The organism is Arcobacter caeni, from assembly GCF_003063245.1.
GTDB classification, from domain to species: Bacteria; Campylobacterota; Campylobacteria; order Campylobacterales; family Arcobacteraceae; genus Aliarcobacter; species Aliarcobacter caeni.
Map to the genome: position 1 here is coordinate 49,459 of NZ_MUXE01000014.1, position 16,658 is coordinate 66,116.

Sequence of the window (16,658 nt, forward strand, 5' to 3'; positions counted from 1 at the left end):
AACATAATAAGTATTATTGTGTCTAATATATCTTTCACATTTATCCTAAATTTTATCTATTAAAAGGCTAATATTCTAGCCAACTATCACTTATTTTTTAGTAAATCCATCAAACTTGAACCACTGTTTAAAGAAGGTGTTTTAAACAAATCTTCTTTATTTATATGGCATTCTTTACAAGATGCAAGATTTTGATGTTCTATTCTATTTGATTCAATTAATTTATTTTGGGAGTGACAAGCAAAACAATCTCCACCACACTCTGTCATGGTTGCTGGAGTTTTGGTATGACATGCGATGCAAGTTGTCAAAACTTGATGGTGTTTTTCTTTTATTGACTCTTTTAAAACTGGATGACAAGACATACAATCACCACTACAAGCATATGAATAAAGACAAAAACTAAGAAAAAGTATAATTTTTTTTATCATCTTTATTTAATTAACTCCCTATAAATTACACCGTCTATTTCATCTTTTGCTATTTGTTCAAACTCTTGATTTGAATCGATAATTACAAGATTTTTTGAATCAAACATATAATTATCAGCAATTTTTTGTATTTGAATAGCTAGATTTTTTTCTGAAATTATATATTTTACATTTAAACTATTACAATAAATTGCTTCTTTTATAGAACTTACAATAACGGCTGATGAAAGATTATTTTTAAAAGAATATTCCAAAGTTTTCTCATCATAATCAAATATAATTGTTGAATTTGCTTTAGTATTTCTTATATTTTCTAGATTTTTTATATATATTATTTCTTCAAAAGGTACCAGTTTATCACCAATAATTATCATTTTAATTCCTATTTATTTAATAAACACTCTTTTGAGCAATAAAATTTTCCATTGCTAACGATTGCTTCTTTTTGAGAAACATAAGTTTTACAAGTTGGACACTCTACCATTTCATCTTCAATTTGTTCATTTTTTTTAGCAATAATATCTTTTTCTCTATTTTTCTTAAAAAAAACAATATAAGCTAAAAAAGCTACGATTACTACTGCGAGTATTTTTAAAACCATTATTTACCTTTTATATAAAGATAATTTCTATCTTTTCTATTTACTATTTTATAATCATTTATTTTTGCTATTTCAATCTCCGTTTCAAGCATAGAACCTTTATAAAATAGATATGAAGTATCTTCTTTTTTAATATTTTTTGTAATATCTAAAAGCAAAGAAGTATTTGTAACTGCTCTTGAAGTAATTAAGTTTACTTGTAAATCTTTAACCTCTTCTACCCTACTACAAATAACTGTTAAATTATCTAATTTTAAACTGGCTTTCACAAAATTTAAAAATGAAACTCTTTTGATTCTAGGCTCTATTAAGTAAGATTTCACATCTCTTAAAGCCATTGCTAAAATTAATCCTGGATAACCTGCACCTGTCCCAATATCTGCAAAACTTGTATAACTATTAATAAACTTTAAGGGATATATAGAATCCAAAATATTTTCTTCTATATCACTTCGAGAGAGTCTTCCACTAAGATTATGAACTTTGCCCCATTGTTGAAGTAGTTTTATGAAGATTTCACAATCTTCATAAAATCTATCATCAAAAAAAAGATTATTTTCTTCTAATAATTGTTTTAAAACCATTAAAGCATATGTCCCATTTGTTCTTTTTTAGTGAATAAATAGCCCTCGTTATACTTATTTGACTTTGTGATTGCAGGAATTCTTTCTATTATTTCTATTCCTAAAGATTCAACATATTCTATTTTTTTAGGGTTATTTGTAATTAATTTTAGTTTTTTAACTCCTAAATCATTAAAAATATGTCCAACTATACTGTAATCCCTATCATCTTCTCCAAAACCTAATTCTAAGTTTGCTTGAATTGTATTTCTACCTTGGTCTTGAAGGGCATAGGCATTTACTTTATTTACTAAACCGATGTTTCTACCTTCTTGTCTATGGTAAATTACTAAACCACCCTCTTGTGCTATAAACTTTAGTGATAAATCTAATTGATTTTGACAATCACACTTTAAACTTCCAAGTGTATCGCCTGTTAGGCACTCTGAGTGTATTCTTACGAAAGGGGCATCAAGAGTTTCAAAATCTTGACTCATTATTGCTAAATGCTCTTGATTTGCGTCTTTGTAAGCTTTTATTTTAAATTTTCCATATTTTGTAGGTAAGTTTGCTATATTTGATTGAATTATATTCATTTGTATTTAAACCTTAAACTGTTAAAATCTAAGGATTATAACCAAAAGAGGTAAATAGAATGTTTAAACGATTTAGAAGACTAAGAATAAATGAAACTTTAAGAAATTTAGTTCAAGAAACTACGCTAAGTGCTGATGATTTCATATATCCGTTATTTGTAAAAGAAGGAAAAGGAATAAAAGCAGAGGTTTCTTCAATGCCTGGTGTTTTTCAAATGAGTATTGATGAAATATTAAAAGAGTGTGAATATTTGGTAAGTATAAATTTAAAATCAATTATTTTATTTGCAATACCAGATGTAAAAGATTCTGTTGGAAGTGAATGTTTATGCGATGAAAGTATCATTTCAAGAACAATCAGAGCTATAAAAGCAAAATTTCCACAAATGTTTATCGTAACTGATTTATGTTTTTGTGAATACACAGACCATGGACATTGTGGAATACTAGATCCAAAAACTGGAAGTGTTGATAATGATAAAACATTAGAAATTTCAGCTACTCAAGCATTGGTTCATGCAAGAGCTGGTGCTGATATGATTGCACCATCTGGAATGATGGATGGCATTATTACAACTCTAAGAAATGCATTAGATGAAAATGGATTTAGAAATCTGCCAATTATGGCATATTCAACTAAGTTTGCAAGTGGATATTATGGACCATTTAGAGATGTAGCTGAATCAACTCCATCATTTGGAGATAGAAGAACATATCAAATGAATCCAGCAAATAGACTTGAAGCCATTGAAGAATCCCTAGAAGATGAAAAAGAAGGTGCGGATATACTTATGGTTAAACCTGCCCTTGCATTTTTAGATATTGTAAGAGATATAAGAAATGCTTCAAATCTGCCATTGTGTGTTTATAATGTAAGTGGAGAGTATGCGATGTTAAAACACGCAGGTCTTGCTGGATTAATTGATTATGAAAGAGTTATGATGGAAACTATGATTGCTTTTAAAAGAGCTGGGGCTAATATAATCATTTCATATCATGCAAAAGAAGTTTGTGAACTTTTAAGAAAACAAAACTAAAAATGAATAATACTTATCAAGAAGCAATAGAAAATTCAAACATAGTATCAAAAACAGATATTAATGGAATTATTACTTTTGTAAATGATGAGTTTTGTAAAATATCTGGATATTCTTATGATGAACTTATTGGTCAAAACCATAATATCGTAAGACATCCAGATGTTCCTACTTCAAATTTTAAAAATCTTTGGGAAACTGTATTAAATAAAAAATCATATAAAGCAACTGTAAAAAATCTTACAAAAGATGGAAGAACAGTTTATTTAAATACTACGATTACGCCTATATTAGATAACAAATCAAATATTATAGAGTTTATTGCAATAAGATATGATGTAACTGCTGAAGTTGAATTAAAACAACATTTAGAGCTAAAAGACAAAGAACTTGAGCAGTTAAATCTAACACTTGAACAAAAAGTAATAGAACAAACAAAACAATTAAAAGAGCTAAATAAAACTTTGGAGCAAAAAGTTGCCCTTGAGATTAAAAAAAATGAAGAAAAACAAAAAATGCTTTTTTGGCAATCAAGAATGGCAAGTTTAGGACAAATGCTTGGAAATATCGCTCATCAATGGAGACAACCATTAACAGAGCTTAATCTAACGCTTTTTAATATGAAAAGAGCTTGTAGTAAAAATGATGAAAAAAGAGTGGATGAACTATATAAAGAAAGTAAGCTTCTTATTTCAAATATGTCTTCAACCATAGAAGATTTTTCAAACTTTTTTAATCCACAAAAAGAAAAAAAAAGTTTTGAAATAAAAGAAGCCGTAAATGAAGCTTTAGTTATTTTGAAAAAAGTAATAGAAATGGAAAATATAAATATAAAAATAGATGTTCCAATAAAATATAAGGTTTTAGGAGTATCAAATGAACTTTCTCAAGTTATTATAAATCTTATTCAAAACTCAAAAGATGCGTTTAGAATAAATGATATTAAAAATAAAAAAATTACAATAACCCTAAAAGAAGAGCAATTTCCAGATAAAAAATACTCTTTACTTGAAATAAGTGATAATGCAGGTGGAATAAGTAAAGAAAATGCCGATAAAATATTTGAACCCTACTTCACTACAAAACACAAATCCCAAGGAACAGGACTTGGACTTTTTATGTCTAAGATGATTATTGAAAAAAGTTTAGATGGAGAATTAAGTCATAAAAACATAAAAAATGGTTCAATGTTTACCATAAAATTAGTTTTATAAAATATAGGAAAGAAAATGAACTACGAATTACTAAAAACACTAAAAATCTTAATTGTTGAAGATGAAAAAAGATTAGCTCAACTTCTAAGAGATGCTATTTCTGAATATTTCTTTTCTGTTATTATTGCAAAAGATGGAAATGAGGGTTTAAAAAAATTTAAAAGCTTTAAACCAGATATTATAATAACAGATATTATGATGCCATTATGCGATGGATTAGATATGACAATCAAAATAAAGAAATTAGATGAGAATATACCAATTATAGTTTTAAGCGCCCATTCTGACAAAGAAAAGCTTTTAAAAGCCATTGATATAGGAATAAGTAAATATTTTATAAAACCATTTGATCCAGAAGAAGTAATAGCTCACATAAATAAAATAGCTCCCACTTTAAATAAAAAAAGACAAGTGCAGCTAAAAGAAGATTTTATATTTGATAATAACTCAATGTCTTTATATAAAAATGCTGTATTAATAACCCTAACAAAAAGAGAAAAAGAATTTATTCATTTACTAATAAAACTTAAAAATAAAATTGTTGATTCTGAATATATAAAAGAAAATCTTTGGAATGAAGAAGTAAATGACGAAAGATTAAGAACTTTTATAAAAAGATTGAGAATAAAAACATCAAAAGATATTATAGAAAATATATCAGGGCAAGGATATTTAATTTCGGTATTGGATAGTTAAATTTTGGCAATCTATTTTACTTTTATCAATATCAGAAGATTTGGAAATATTTCCAATATTTGATGAAGTTTCTAAAAAATTTTGTAAATAATATGTATTTTTATAATCTAAACTACTAATAGTTTTTATCATCTCATTAATATCATTTTCATCAAGTAAAGATTTATTTATTGTAGTTCGTAATTCAAAACTAAAATCTATTTTTATTAAGTATTGTATAGTCTTAATAGTATTATCATACATATCAACACCAACAATTTCTTTAAATTTATAACTAGGTGCCTTAAAATCAATGGCAATATAATCCAATAAGTTTAAATCTATGAGTTTTTTTATTTGTGGTAAATTTGTTGCATTTGTATCAAGTTTTATTTTAAAACCTAATTTTTTTATTTCTATGCATAAGGGAATTAGATTATGAATAGTGGCTTCTCCACCTGATAATACAACAGCATCGAGAAGTCCTTTTCTTGTTTTTAAAAATTCAAGAACATCATTTTGAGTATAATTACCTTTTTTTGTATAAACTATAATATCATTATAGCAATACAAACATTTAAAGTTACAAGATACAAACCAAACTATGCAAGACAAATGTCCTACATAGTCAGTTGTTGTAAATTTTGTAATGTTATATACAATCTTTTGATTCAATAAATTTAATTCTTTGATTGTGTTCACCTTTTTTACCTAAATTAAAGCTCTCAACTGGTCTATGGTAACCCATAACCCTAGTATAAACCATACACTTTGTTCTTTTTTCACTATGCTTTTCAAGCAATTCTTGACTTTTCATCATTTTTTAACTCCTTTTTTAAGATTTCATCATCACATTTTGGACAATATTCATGTTCACCTGGTAAGTACCCATGAATATCACAAACTGAAAATAGTGGCGTTACAGTAATATAAGGCAATTTAAAGTTTGTTATCGTATTTTTTACAAATTTTCTACAAGCATCTGTTGAAGATATTTTCTCATTCATGTATAAGTGTAATACTGTTCCACCTGTATATTTACATTGTAATTCATCTTGCAAAGATAAGGCTTCAAATGGGTCATCTGTATAATCAACTGGAAGTTGTGAAGAATTTGTATAATATATATTCTTTTCTGTTCCAGCTTGAATTATCTCTTTGTATCTTTTCTTATCTTCTTTTGCAAATCTATATGTAGTTCCCTCAGCAGGTGTTGCTTCAAGATTATATAAATTTCCTGTTTCTTCTTGAAATTTAATCATCTTTTTTCTCATAAAATCTAAAATTTCAATACAAAAATCATTTCCAATTGTAGAAGAAAGATCAATATCTTCTTGAAAATAATTTTTAACCATCTCATTCATACCATTTACACCAATAGTTGAAAAATGGTTATTAAAGTTTGGTAAGTATCTTTTTGTATAAGGATAAAGTCCCCTTTCATACATATCTTGTACGAAAACTCTTTTCTTTTCTAGTGTTGATTTTGCAAGTTCCATTAATTCTTCAAGTCTTGAAAAGAATCCTTTTGAATCATTTTTGTATAAGTATCCAAGTCTTGCCATATTTATTGTAACAACTCCAATACTTCCAGTCATTTCAGCACTTCCAAAAAGACCTCCACCTCGTTTTAAAAGCTCTCTTAAATCAAGTTGAAGTCTGCAACACATAGATCTTACATGACCTGGTTTATATGCTTTTTCATTTGGAACAAGATTTCCATTTTCATCTTTTTCATATTGACTACCAATAAAATTTTGGAAATATGAACTTCCTATTTTTGCTGTATTTTCAAATAAAACATCAGTATTTTCACCATACCAATCAAAATCTTCAGTGATATTAACTGTTGGAATTGGAAAAGTAAAGGGCTGCCCTGTTTTATCACCTTGAGTCATGATTTCATAATAGGCTTTATTTATTTGATTCATCTCTTTTTGAAAATCTTTATATGTTAGTTCTTCAAAAGATTTATAACCTTTTTCTTTAATTTTTTCCAATAATTCATCATTTTGAAAATCTTTAAATAAATGTTTTTGATTTTTTGTTGGAATTTGGTCTTTTAAATCAGCAGGAACCGTCCAATCAATAGTAATATTCGTAAAAGGACTTTGTCCCCATCGTGCTGGAACATTTAAGTTATAAATAAATGACCTAACAGCTTTCTTTATTTCACTATAAGATAAATTATCTTTGAAAACATAAGGTGCTAAATATGTATCAAAACTACTAAAAGCTTGAGCTCCAGCCCATTCACTTTGTAATATTCCCAAGAAATTTGCCATTTGACCTAATGCTTCTCTAAAATGAGCAGGAGCAGTGCTTTCAACTCGTCCACGAACTCCATTAAATCCCTCATCAAGTAAAACTCTCAAACTCCAACCAGCACAATAACCACTTAAACAATCCAAATCATGGATATGATAATCAGCATTTCTATGGGCATACCCCTCTTCTTTTGAATAAACTTTATCAAGCCAATAATTTGCAATTACTTTTCCTGCACTATTATTTATAAGTCCTGCGTGAGAATATCCTGTGTTTGAGTTTGCTTTAATTCTCCAATCATTTCCATTTATATACTCTTGAATCGTTTGAGTTGAATTTATATATGTAGTATCTGATTCAATTTGAAGTATTTGTTCTCTTTGCATTTTATGCAAATGTCTATATAAAATAAAAGATTTCATAACATCAAAATATCTAGCTTTAAATAACTCTTTTTCAATAATATCTTGTATATCTTCAACTGCAACTAATCTTTTTTGTTTTATTTCAAATAAAACATTAAAAAATATAGAAATATCATATTGAATATTTACACTTTTAAATGCTTTCTTTATAGCGTCTTCTATTTTAAATGATTCAAAAATTTGTTTTGTGCCATCTCTTTTTAATATGCTCTCAATCATTAATATTTCCTTTTTAAAGATTTCGTAATTGTAGGCGAGAATTTCTTAATAAACAATGAGTTTTTTTGTCACTAAAGTGTCATAAAATAGGCATTCCTAAGAAATATAAATCAAAATTATTTAAAAACTTTATAGATTATAAATATTTAAAAATCTAAGTTTTAAGTAGTTCTAAAGTTAAATTAAATAGAATGTCCGTTTTTATTAATTACAGAGGGAATAAAATGAGACATTTCTTAACATTAGCTGATTATTCTAAAGAAGAGATTTTAGAAATTTTAACATTAGCTAAACAAATCAAAGATGAAACCAAAAGAAGAGACTTCAAAGATTATATGCCTAAAAAAACATTAGGAATGATTTTTGAGAAAAGTTCTACAAGAACAAGAGTATCTTTTGAAACAGGTATTTATCAGTTAGGTGGAATTGGTTTATTTCTTTCTTCAAATGATATACAACTAGGTCGTGGTGAGCCAATGAGTGACACTGCAAGAGTAATATCTAGAATGGTTGATATGGTAATGATTAGAACTTTTGAACAAAGTAAAATTGAAGAATTTGCAAAATATTCAAAAGTTCCTGTAATAAATGGTTTAACAAATGAATATCATCCTGTTCAGTTAATGGCTGATTATATGACTATTCAAGAAGCTGGTCTTGAAAAAGATTTAGTTGTGGCTTATATTGGTGATGGAAATAATATGACTCATTCATGGCTTAATTTAGCTGCAAAACTTGGTTTTGAATTAAGAATTGCTACGCCAAAAGGTTATGAAGTTGATTCTTGTATTTTAGAAAAAGCTTTAGAAATGGCAAAATTAAGTGGTGCAAAAATCACAATTACAAATGACCCTAAAATTGCAGTTAAAGATGCAACTGTTGTAACAACAGATACTTGGGTTTCTATGGGACAAGAATCTGAAAAAGAGAAAAGAATAAAAGATTTTACTGGATATATTGTTGATTCAGAAATGATGAAATTAGCCCATAAAAAAGCTATTTTCTTACATTGTTTACCAGCATATAGAGGTTATGAAGTTAGTGAAGAAGTTATGGAAAGTTCTCAAAGTTTAATTTTTGAAGAAGCAGAAAACAGACTACATGCCCAAAAAGGTGTAATGGTTTGGTTAGATAGAAAAAGAGATGAAAAATAATGATAGATTTTAAAAAATTCGAAAAATATTCGAGACCAGGACCTAGATATACTTCATATCCAACAGCTCCTGAATTTAGTGAAGAGTTTACTCAAGATGATTTAAAACAGTATTATAAAAATCAAAGTGACGATAGAGCAATTTCACTTTATATTCATATGCCTTTTTGTAGAAGTGCTTGTTATTTCTGTGGATGTAATACTATTTTTACTTCAAAAGAAGATAAAAAAGTAAGATATATTGAGTATCTAAAAAAAGAGTTAAATATCTTAAAAAATCATTTAAATACAAATAGAACTGTAACTCAAATGCATTTTGGTGGTGGAACTCCGACATTTTTTTCTCCTGAACAATTAGATGAAGTTATAAATTCTGTAAAAGAAGTTTTCCCAAATTTTGCATTTGATGCTGAAGTTTCATGTGAAGTTGATCCTAGATATTTTACAGTTGAACATATGCAAGTGCTTAAAAAAGGCGGTTGTAATCGTCTAAGTTTTGGAGTTCAAGATTTAGATGAAGAAGTTCAAAAAACAATTCATAGAATTCAACCTTTTGAATTAACTCAAAATGTAATCAAAATAGCAAGAGATGCTGGAATTCACTCTGTTAATACAGATTTGATTTATGGTTTACCACATCAAACAAAAGAGAGTTTCAAAAGAACTTTGGAAAAAATGCTTACTTTAAATACGGATAGATTTGCAGTTTTTAATTATGCTCATGTTCCTTGGCTTATGAAAACTATGAGGAAATTTGATGAATCAACTTTTCCAAAACCAGAAACAAAACTAGAAATGTTAAAAGATACTATTGATTTTTTCACTTCAAATGGCTATAAAATGGTTGGAATGGATCACTTTGCAAAACCAGAAGATGAATTATTCAAAGCCATTGAAAAAGGTGAATTACATAGAAATTTCCAAGGATACACCACAAAAGGTGGAGCTGATTTAATAGGAATTGGACTTACATCTATTGGAAATGGTGTTGATTATTATGCACAAAATTTCAAAGATTTAGAGCCTTGGGAAAATGCAATTGATAATGGTGATTTACCAATATTTAAAGGTTATAGACTTTCAGATGATGACCAATTAAGACAATATGTAATTATGGAATTAATGAGTAATTTTGCTTTAAATATAAAAAGAGTTGAAAATGAGTTCAAAATAGATTTCAAAGAGTACTTTAAAGATGCATTAGAAGCTCTAAAAGAGTTTGAAGATGCTGAACTAATAGAAATTAGTGATGAAAGAATAAAAGTCTCTCAAACTGGAACTATGCTTATTAGAAATATTTGTATGCCTTTTGATGCATATTTAAATAAAATTCCAGAAGATAAAAGAAGATTTTCTAAAACTATCTAAAATAAAGTAGCTTTTTGCTACTTTATTCTTTGAGACCTTCCCAAAAGTAAATATAAAATTGCTCCTAAAACCGGAAAAAAAACAAGAACAAGTATCCAGATTATTTTATTATAACCCGTAAATTCATGTTTTAAAATATCTATTAAAATATAAATATATAAAATAAAAATAAAAACAACAAATATCATCATAAAAAATGGCATAAGAATACTAATCATTTTCAACTCCTTTTTTAAAACTTTCTATATATTCTTCCATTAAAGAAAAATCTACTTTCTCATCGATTTTTATATCTAAATCCATTAAATATAAATTTGTCATATCAAACTCTTTTAATTTCACAAAATCTTTTCCTGTTGTAACAAAAGCATAATTTTTATATTCATTTTGAATTTTTAAAATATCATCTTTTGTAAAGGTATAATGATCAGGAAATGAAATCATTTTTATATCTTTTGGCAAATATTCCAACAATCTTTTTGGTTTAGAAATAGCTGTAATTAATAGAGTTTTAACTGGAAGGTCACAAATATTTGCATCTTTTTTTATACTAATAACTCTTTTAAAATCCATACCTTCCAAAAGTTCAATATTTGCTTGGGCATAAAAACCTTTGGGTTCTCTATATCCACCACTTGGCAAACAAAAAATATTTGTTGGTTCATCTTTTGGTCGAAGTAGAATATTAAATTTTGATATTTGATATTTTGAAAAACCATCATCTAAAAATATGATTTTACATCCAAGTTCTTTTGCTTTTAAAATAGCTTTTATTCTATTTTCACACACAATTATTGTAGCTTTTGGTAAAGAATTTGCTAAAAGCATCGCTTCATCGCCAGAAGTTTTTACATCTTCTAAAATTTTACCATTTAAAGAAACAACATATAAACCTTTTGAAGCTCTTCCATAACCTCGAAGAATTACACAAGCATTTTCATATTTTGAAGCTAGTTTTATTGTAACTGGAGTTTTTCCACTTCCACCAACAATTATATTTCCAACTGAAATAATTGGTATTCCAAACTCTATTGGTTTTGCCATTGCTCTTTTTGTAAGAATAATTAACATATAAATAAAAGTTAAAGGAAGAAGTAAAAATGAGATTATTTTTTGAAGAGTATTTGGAAAGAAGAGATAATCTTCAATCCATAAATGTAGTTTTTGTTTCAAATTATTTTATATCCACTCTGATGCAACACTAATTACTTGATCACAAACATAATTTACCTCTTCATCACTAAGACCTGCATACATTGGAAGTGAAAGAATTTGTTGATAGTTATTTAGTGCATTTGAGAACGCAGTGATTTTAATAGAATATTTTGTTTTATAATAAGACAAAAGATGTAAAGGAATATAGTTAAGTCCTGTTGAAACACCTCGCTCTTTTAAAGCTCTTGCAAAAGCATCTCTATTTCTTGAGATTTTGATTATAAACTGCGTAAAAATATGTTCATCATTATGATCTAAAACTGTGATATGTTTTACATCTGATAATCTTCTTTCATAAAGTTTTGCTATTTCTTTTCTTCTTTTTATGAATTTTTCTGTTTTATTTAGTTGAGCCAAAGCATAAGCAGCATCAAGCTCTGATAAATCATATTTATGCCCAATATCAACAACATCATAAACATAATCTAAATTTCCATAACTATCATAAGTTGTTGTAAGTGCGTGAGTTCGGAGAAGTTTTGCTCGTGCTGCAATATCTTCATTGTTTGTTACGATTATTCCTGAACGGCTAATTGCATATTTTGAATTTGATGGATTTGTAGAAAAGATTGTCATATCAGCTCTTAAATTTCCTACTTTTTTACCTTTATAAATTGCTCCCAAAGATGAACGACAATCTTCAATCAAAATGATTCCATACTTTTTAGCAATATCATAAATTCTATCCAAATCAGGAGATTGACCGGCTACAAAAGTGATAATTGCACCTCTTAATTTTTTTGAATCATTAGAAGCCAGTGCTTCTTCAAATTTATTAACATCAATATTCATATCTTCCATATTTATATCAATAAAAATGGGTTCTGCATCAAAATGTCTTACAACTTCTGGCAAATTCACAAAAGAGTTTACAGACATCAAAATCTTGTCACCTCTTTTAAGTTTTATTGCACTTAAAGCCAAATGAATGGCAGCTGTTGAAGTTGCTGCTGCAATTGCATATTTTGCACCAATAAATTTTTTTATACTCTCTTCAAATTCTATTACTTTTGATAAATCATTTTTTGATTCTAAAACTGACCGAATTTGATTTAATTCTTCATTATCTATCGATGCTTTGTATATTGCAATATTTTTAGCCATTTATTAATTCCACCTTATTTTTGCTATTGTTGGTAATTTACCTTTAAAAGCATTTGTTTTTATTCTATATTCTAATTTTTCAATTAAATCTTTTTCAAAACCTAATTTTATTAACTCTTCTTTTGATTTATTTTTATCAACCATTTCTTTTAAAACTTCATCCATATGTTTATATGAGTAACCAAGTTCTTCTTCATCACTTTGACCTTCCCATAAATCAGCACTTGGAGCTTTATTTAAAATAGATTCAGGAACACCTAAAAGTCTTGCAAATTCAAATTCATCACTTTTATAAATTTCACCTATTGGATTAATAGCACAAGCAATATCTCCAAAAATAGTTCCATAACCTAAAAGAATTTCACTTTTATTTGAAGTTCCAACAACTAAAGATTTTTCTCTTGAAGATACATCATATAAAACTGACATTCTCATTCTGGCAGAAAAATTTCCAATTCTAAGTCTGTCTTCATCCATATTTTTTATAAAACCACTAACCATTGGTTCTATTGAGATAATTTCATATTTAATATCAAACTTTTCACAAACTTCAAGAGCGTGTTCTATTGAGCTTTTTGAAGAAAACTGAGATGGCATTAAAATACAATTTAAGTTATCTCCAAAAGCTTCTTTGCATAAAATCGCAACAACAGCCGAATCCAAACCACCTGAAAGACCAACGGTAACTTTTTTTAGACCTGTTTTTGTAACTTCAGTTTTTAGAAAAGAGATTAAATCTTCCTTAACTTTTTTCCACTCTATCACTTTTAATCCTTTATTAAGTAATTATATCTCATCTTTTTTTGTTTTCTGATAAATTTCATCTAAATAAGTATTGCTTATTTTAGAAATATTCTCTTTTTTAAACTCTAATTGTTTTTGAATATCCAAAAGCTCTTCTTCATCAAAATATTCCAAATAATTTGGATTTATTTCTATAGTTTCTTCTGGATTTATTTTTATAAGTCTTTTTATATTTTCTATTATTTGTTGTTTCATTTTTATTCTTTATTAAATTTATTTAGTATTTCTTCAAGATATAGCTCTAATTTTTCTACACCTATGTCACTTTGAGGATTTTTACAAGATTTACAACAAGTTCCAGCATCTGTAAAGTTGCCTATATCTTCCAATGTTTTCGCATTTTTTTCTTTAATAGCATAAACTATTTCACCCAAAGTTACATGTTTGCAAGTACAAACTTCAAAAGAGTGGGGAAATTTTCTAGACATTAATTTTCTCCTTTAGCTTTTTTTATAATCTCATAGGCTTCATTTATCTCTTGAAGTTTTTTTGTTGCTTCATCTATAATATTTTGAGCCGCACCCTGCCCTGAAATAATATCTGGATGATGTTTTTTAACCAAAGTTCTATAATTTTTCTTTAAAGTAGCCATATCATCACTTGATTTTGATTCTAAAATTTCATAAGCTTTTTCTAAAGTTATTGCTTTATTTGAAGCTTGTTGGGCATAAAAAGTCTCAAAAGTATTAATCAAATTATTAAAATCTTCGATTTTAATTTTTAAGGCATTTGAAATATCTTCTGTTATCATTCTTTCAGCATTTGAAAAATCTTTATCAATAAATGCTAAATTTAATAAATACTCCATGATTTTAACTCGTTTTGAATAATCATTTTTTGTTAAATTGTATAATTTATCGCAAATATCAATTAAATTATCAAAACTATTTTTTTCATTTTCATATAAAATTTTTAGTTTTGCTCTTATTTCTTCTGCATTTTGAAAATGACTTGAAATATCAAAAAAAGTGTGTTTTAAAACTTCCGCTTCAAGCTCACAAACTTGCCCATCAGCTTTTGAAACTTTTGCCATAAGTGCCACTAAAAGCCCAGCTTCATGATGTAATAAATCGCCATCATATCTATCTTTTGTTTTTAAATTTATATTTACAAAATCTTCCGTTTTATAATTTTTCCCAATAAAAAATAAAATTATTATAACAACTGCTAGAACTATTAATTCCATATTTAACCTTTTTACTACTTATCTTTTAGATTTTGTTGGATTTTAGCAAATTTTTGATTTAATCTAGTGTAAGAACTTTTATAGAAGTGATATAAAATTGTAAACTAATATTAATCACTTATGCTTAAATAATATATCAAAATAAAATACTATAATTACATAGATAATTGCTATTAAAACAATTATTTGGTTTAAAGGAAAAATATGAATATAGCTATAGAAAAGAATCTACAACAATATCAAACTCATATTATCGATCATGCTACTATATCATCTATATTAATCAATAATGGATATACAGGAATAAATGATAAAATTAATAAACTAAAAAAAGAAGGTTTACTACAAACTTTAAAAAGAGGTTTATATTTGCATAAATCACCTTTTGTAAGTACAAATATCTCAAAAGAGATTATTGCAAATACTCTTCTTAGTCCATCATATATTTCATTTGATTATGCACTTTATTTTCATGGATTAATCCCTGAAAGTGTATTTGATGTAACATCAGCTACAACTAAAAGATCAAAATCTTTTAATACAGATGTTGGGTTTTTTAGCTTTAAAGAGATTTCAAAAGAGTTATATCAAATTGGATTAAAAATAGAATCAACAAAAAATGGTAACTTTATAATTGCTACGAAAGAAAAAGCACTATGTGATAAAGTTTATTATACAAAAAACATACAAATCACATCAAAGAAATCAATGATTGAATTTTTACAAGATGATTTAAGAATAGATATGGATGAACTCGAAAATTGTGATATGAATATATTTATAAAATATTATGAAATAAGTAAGTCAAAAAAAATAAAGCTTTTAATGGAAATAATCAAGGATATGGTATGAATATAATAGAACAGATGTTATCAAATTATGAAATAACAAATGAAGCTGATTTAATCAATATTTTAATTCTATTGTTGATGAGTTTGAAGCATTAGGCATTATAATTGAAATAGAAAAAAAAGTTAAAAAAGAGTTTGGAAATAATATAGCTTCAGCATTTTTAAAAAATGATACATCGATACATACATTAAATATTCAAGCTAATAATTTAGAGAGTATTTTAGGTGGAGTACATAGTGGTAAAAAATTAAAAATAAAATTTGAAGTTGATACTAATCCTCCTTTGAAGTTTCAAACAGAATCAAAAACATTACTTCTACCTAAAATATTTAATATTATTACAATGACTCTTCCAAATTTATATGCAGGAAAAATGCATGCAGTTTTATGTAGAAAATGGAAAACAAGAGTAAAAGGTCGTGATTGGTATGATTACGAGTGGTATGTAAAAAGAAATACTCCTTTAAATTTAAATCATCTTCAAGAAAGAATGTACGAAAGTGGCGATTTAGATAAAAATGTAAATCTTGATGAAAAAGTTTTTAAAGAATTAATGTACAAAAGAATCGATAAACTAGATGTTGCTGGAGCAGTTAAAGAAGTTAGCCCATTTATTAAAGATAAAAGTGGTTTTGAATTTTGGTCAAATGAGTATTTTAAGCTATTATGCGACAGAATTGTTTTTGAGAAATTAAGTATTTAAACTTCCAAGAAAAAGGAGAATTTTTCTTGGAATTAGATTTCGAAATTAGAGAGTGTAAAAATAACTGTGTAAACCTAAAAAAATAGATTTATTTGATATATAATCAAGTAAATAATTGTAAAGGATTTACATGAGTTTAATAAACCACGAAGAGCTAATAAGACAATTAAAATCTGGAGAATTAACTTCTCTAGATGAGATAACAAATGAGTTTAAAAATATACTCAAAGAAGTTATACAAACT

The 16,658-nt window shown here is 26.7% G+C and carries 22 protein-coding genes; 7 read left to right on the top strand and 15 right to left on the bottom strand.

Features of this window, described 5'->3' with window-relative positions; genetic code table 11:
- Positions 1-86 precede the first annotated feature (86 nt).
- From B0174_RS09570 to ribA, 5 genes are read right to left on the bottom strand one after another with little or no spacing between them, the layout of a single operon-like run.
- The gene (locus tag B0174_RS09570) at positions 87-431 is read right to left on the bottom strand and encodes a hypothetical protein (protein WP_108560095.1); all 345 of its coding nucleotides are present in this window, start codon (positions 429-431) and stop codon (positions 87-89) included.
- Between the two features lie 2 nt (positions 432-433).
- Positions 434-805: a hypothetical protein gene (locus B0174_RS09575; protein ID WP_108560097.1), complete on the bottom strand. Its 372-nt coding sequence runs from the start codon at positions 803-805 to the stop codon at positions 434-436.
- Positions 806-813: 8 nt separating this feature from the next.
- Complete coding sequence (locus B0174_RS09580; RefSeq protein WP_108560099.1) at positions 814-1,032, bottom strand: PP0621 family protein; 219 nt, start codon at positions 1,030-1,032, stop codon at positions 814-816.
- Positions 1,032-1,616, bottom strand: a complete 585-nt coding sequence (gene rsmG / locus B0174_RS09585) for a 16S rRNA (guanine(527)-N(7))-methyltransferase RsmG (RefSeq protein WP_108560101.1) — start codon at positions 1,614-1,616, stop codon at positions 1,032-1,034. Before rsmG ends, B0174_RS09580 begins: the two co-directional genes overlap by 1 nt.
- A complete protein-coding gene (gene ribA / locus B0174_RS09590) occupies positions 1,616-2,191 on the bottom strand; it encodes a GTP cyclohydrolase II (RefSeq protein WP_108560103.1) in 576 nt (191 codons plus the stop codon). Before ribA ends, rsmG begins: the two co-directional genes overlap by 1 nt.
- A 59-nt stretch (positions 2,192-2,250) precedes the next feature.
- Here ribA and hemB point away from each other — a divergent pair, with 59 nt between their 5' ends.
- Genes hemB through B0174_RS09605 form a run of 3 tightly spaced genes read left to right on the top strand, consistent with a single transcriptional unit; the run spans position 2,251 to position 5,138 of the window.
- Positions 2,251-3,228, top strand: coding sequence for a porphobilinogen synthase (gene hemB, locus B0174_RS09595; protein WP_108560105.1), 978 nt, complete (start codon positions 2,251-2,253; stop codon positions 3,226-3,228).
- A gap of 2 nt (positions 3,229-3,230) precedes the next feature.
- Positions 3,231-4,442 (top strand): PAS domain-containing sensor histidine kinase, encoded by a 1,212-nt coding sequence (locus B0174_RS09600; RefSeq protein WP_108560107.1) that lies wholly within the window; start codon positions 3,231-3,233, stop codon positions 4,440-4,442.
- A 15-nt stretch (positions 4,443-4,457) separates the two neighbouring features.
- Positions 4,458-5,138: a response regulator transcription factor gene (locus tag B0174_RS09605; RefSeq protein ID WP_108560109.1), complete on the top strand. Its 681-nt coding sequence runs from the start codon at positions 4,458-4,460 to the stop codon at positions 5,136-5,138.
- On the opposite strand, the gene B0174_RS09610 is transcribed toward B0174_RS09605, so the two are convergent.
- The 3 genes from B0174_RS09610 to B0174_RS09620 are packed head-to-tail and all read right to left on the bottom strand — an operon-like array spanning position 5,115 to position 8,029.
- On the bottom strand, positions 5,115-5,792 hold the full coding sequence (locus B0174_RS09610; protein ID WP_108560110.1) for an anaerobic ribonucleoside-triphosphate reductase activating protein: 678 nt from the start codon (positions 5,790-5,792) through the stop codon (positions 5,115-5,117). The two genes, B0174_RS09605 and B0174_RS09610, sit on opposite strands and share 24 nt — an antisense overlap.
- A complete protein-coding gene (nrdD, locus tag B0174_RS12415; RefSeq protein ID WP_108560142.1) occupies positions 5,770-5,934 on the bottom strand; it encodes an anaerobic ribonucleoside-triphosphate reductase in 165 nt (54 codons plus the stop codon). Before nrdD ends, B0174_RS09610 begins: the two co-directional genes overlap by 23 nt.
- Complete coding sequence (locus B0174_RS09620) at positions 5,912-8,029, bottom strand: ribonucleoside triphosphate reductase (protein ID WP_108560112.1); 2,118 nt, start codon at positions 8,027-8,029, stop codon at positions 5,912-5,914. Before B0174_RS09620 ends, nrdD begins: the two co-directional genes overlap by 23 nt.
- A 224-nt stretch (positions 8,030-8,253) precedes the next feature.
- On the opposite strand from B0174_RS09620, the gene argF reads away from it, so the two are divergent.
- Together argF and hemN are read left to right on the top strand one after the other, a co-directional pair.
- A complete protein-coding gene (gene argF / locus B0174_RS09625; RefSeq protein ID WP_108560114.1) occupies positions 8,254-9,183 on the top strand; it encodes an ornithine carbamoyltransferase in 930 nt (309 codons plus the stop codon).
- Entirely contained in the window at positions 9,183-10,550 is a 1,368-nt protein-coding gene (hemN, locus tag B0174_RS09630; protein ID WP_108560116.1) for an oxygen-independent coproporphyrinogen III oxidase, read from the top strand. The genes argF and hemN overlap by 1 nt, the downstream gene beginning before the upstream one ends.
- A gap of 17 nt (positions 10,551-10,567) precedes the next feature.
- On the opposite strand, the gene B0174_RS09635 is transcribed toward hemN, so the two are convergent.
- Genes B0174_RS09635 through B0174_RS09665 form a run of 7 tightly spaced genes read right to left on the bottom strand, consistent with a single transcriptional unit; the run spans position 10,568 to position 14,859 of the window.
- Positions 10,568-10,768 (bottom strand): PLDc N-terminal domain-containing protein, encoded by a 201-nt coding sequence (locus B0174_RS09635; protein ID WP_108560118.1) that lies wholly within the window; start codon positions 10,766-10,768, stop codon positions 10,568-10,570.
- Positions 10,761-11,723, bottom strand: coding sequence for a tetraacyldisaccharide 4'-kinase (locus B0174_RS09640; protein WP_108560120.1), 963 nt, complete (start codon positions 11,721-11,723; stop codon positions 10,761-10,763). Before B0174_RS09640 ends, B0174_RS09635 begins: the two co-directional genes overlap by 8 nt.
- 6 nt (positions 11,724-11,729) lie before the next feature.
- On the bottom strand, positions 11,730-12,869 hold the full coding sequence (locus tag B0174_RS09645; protein ID WP_108560122.1) for a DegT/DnrJ/EryC1/StrS family aminotransferase: 1,140 nt from the start codon (positions 12,867-12,869) through the stop codon (positions 11,730-11,732).
- A 3-nt stretch (positions 12,870-12,872) separates the two neighbouring features.
- A complete protein-coding gene (locus tag B0174_RS09650) occupies positions 12,873-13,634 on the bottom strand; it encodes an NAD+ synthase (RefSeq protein ID WP_108560124.1) in 762 nt (253 codons plus the stop codon).
- Positions 13,635-13,655: 21 nt separating this feature from the next.
- The gene (locus tag B0174_RS09655) at positions 13,656-13,868 is read right to left on the bottom strand and encodes a hypothetical protein (protein ID WP_108560126.1); all 213 of its coding nucleotides are present in this window, start codon (positions 13,866-13,868) and stop codon (positions 13,656-13,658) included.
- 2 nt (positions 13,869-13,870) lie between these two features.
- Positions 13,871-14,101: a (2Fe-2S)-binding protein gene (locus B0174_RS09660; protein ID WP_108560128.1), complete on the bottom strand. Its 231-nt coding sequence runs from the start codon at positions 14,099-14,101 to the stop codon at positions 13,871-13,873.
- On the bottom strand, positions 14,101-14,859 hold the full coding sequence (locus tag B0174_RS09665) for a TerB family tellurite resistance protein (RefSeq protein WP_108560130.1): 759 nt from the start codon (positions 14,857-14,859) through the stop codon (positions 14,101-14,103). The genes B0174_RS09660 and B0174_RS09665 overlap by 1 nt, the downstream gene beginning before the upstream one ends.
- A gap of 204 nt (positions 14,860-15,063) precedes the next feature.
- On the opposite strand from B0174_RS09665, the gene B0174_RS09670 reads away from it, so the two are divergent.
- A complete protein-coding gene (locus B0174_RS09670; RefSeq protein ID WP_108560132.1) occupies positions 15,064-15,711 on the top strand; it encodes a type IV toxin-antitoxin system AbiEi family antitoxin domain-containing protein in 648 nt (215 codons plus the stop codon).
- Between the two features lie 145 nt (positions 15,712-15,856).
- Complete coding sequence (locus B0174_RS09675) at positions 15,857-16,414, top strand: nucleotidyl transferase AbiEii/AbiGii toxin family protein (protein WP_228156446.1); 558 nt, start codon at positions 15,857-15,859, stop codon at positions 16,412-16,414.
- Positions 16,415-16,658 lie beyond the last annotated feature (244 nt).

Bases quoted from the DNA above. Each gene is read 5' to 3' on its own strand.
- B0174_RS09670 (WP_108560132.1), top strand. From the start codon at position 15,064: ATGAATATAGCTATAGAAAAGAATCTACAACAATATCAAACTCATATT.
- B0174_RS09665 (WP_108560130.1), bottom strand. From the start codon at position 14,859: ATGGAATTAATAGTTCTAGCAGTTGTTATAATAATTTTATTTTTTATT.
- B0174_RS09620 (WP_108560112.1), bottom strand. From the start codon at position 8,029: ATGATTGAGAGCATATTAAAAAGAGATGGCACAAAACAAATTTTTGAA.
- argF (WP_108560114.1), top strand. From the start codon at position 8,254: ATGAGACATTTCTTAACATTAGCTGATTATTCTAAAGAAGAGATTTTA.
- B0174_RS09570 (WP_108560095.1), bottom strand. From the start codon at position 431: ATGATAAAAAAAATTATACTTTTTCTTAGTTTTTGTCTTTATTCATAT.
- rsmG (WP_108560101.1), bottom strand. From the start codon at position 1,616: ATGGTTTTAAAACAATTATTAGAAGAAAATAATCTTTTTTTTGATGAT.
- hemN (WP_108560116.1), top strand. From the start codon at position 9,183: ATGATAGATTTTAAAAAATTCGAAAAATATTCGAGACCAGGACCTAGA.
- B0174_RS09660 (WP_108560128.1), bottom strand. From the start codon at position 14,101: ATGTCTAGAAAATTTCCCCACTCTTTTGAAGTTTGTACTTGCAAACAT.
- B0174_RS09635 (WP_108560118.1), bottom strand. From the start codon at position 10,768: ATGATTAGTATTCTTATGCCATTTTTTATGATGATATTTGTTGTTTTT.
- B0174_RS09655 (WP_108560126.1), bottom strand. From the start codon at position 13,868: ATGAAACAACAAATAATAGAAAATATAAAAAGACTTATAAAAATAAAT.
- B0174_RS09580 (WP_108560099.1), bottom strand. From the start codon at position 1,032: ATGGTTTTAAAAATACTCGCAGTAGTAATCGTAGCTTTTTTAGCTTAT.
- B0174_RS09605 (WP_108560109.1), top strand. From the start codon at position 4,458: ATGAACTACGAATTACTAAAAACACTAAAAATCTTAATTGTTGAAGAT.
- nrdD (WP_108560142.1), bottom strand. From the start codon at position 5,934: ATGAAAAGTCAAGAATTGCTTGAAAAGCATAGTGAAAAAAGAACAAAG.
- B0174_RS09645 (WP_108560122.1), bottom strand. From the start codon at position 12,869: ATGGCTAAAAATATTGCAATATACAAAGCATCGATAGATAATGAAGAA.
- B0174_RS09575 (WP_108560097.1), bottom strand. From the start codon at position 805: ATGATAATTATTGGTGATAAACTGGTACCTTTTGAAGAAATAATATAT.
- hemB (WP_108560105.1), top strand. From the start codon at position 2,251: ATGTTTAAACGATTTAGAAGACTAAGAATAAATGAAACTTTAAGAAAT.
- B0174_RS09600 (WP_108560107.1), top strand. From the start codon at position 3,231: ATGAATAATACTTATCAAGAAGCAATAGAAAATTCAAACATAGTATCA.
- ribA (WP_108560103.1), bottom strand. From the start codon at position 2,191: ATGAATATAATTCAATCAAATATAGCAAACTTACCTACAAAATATGGA.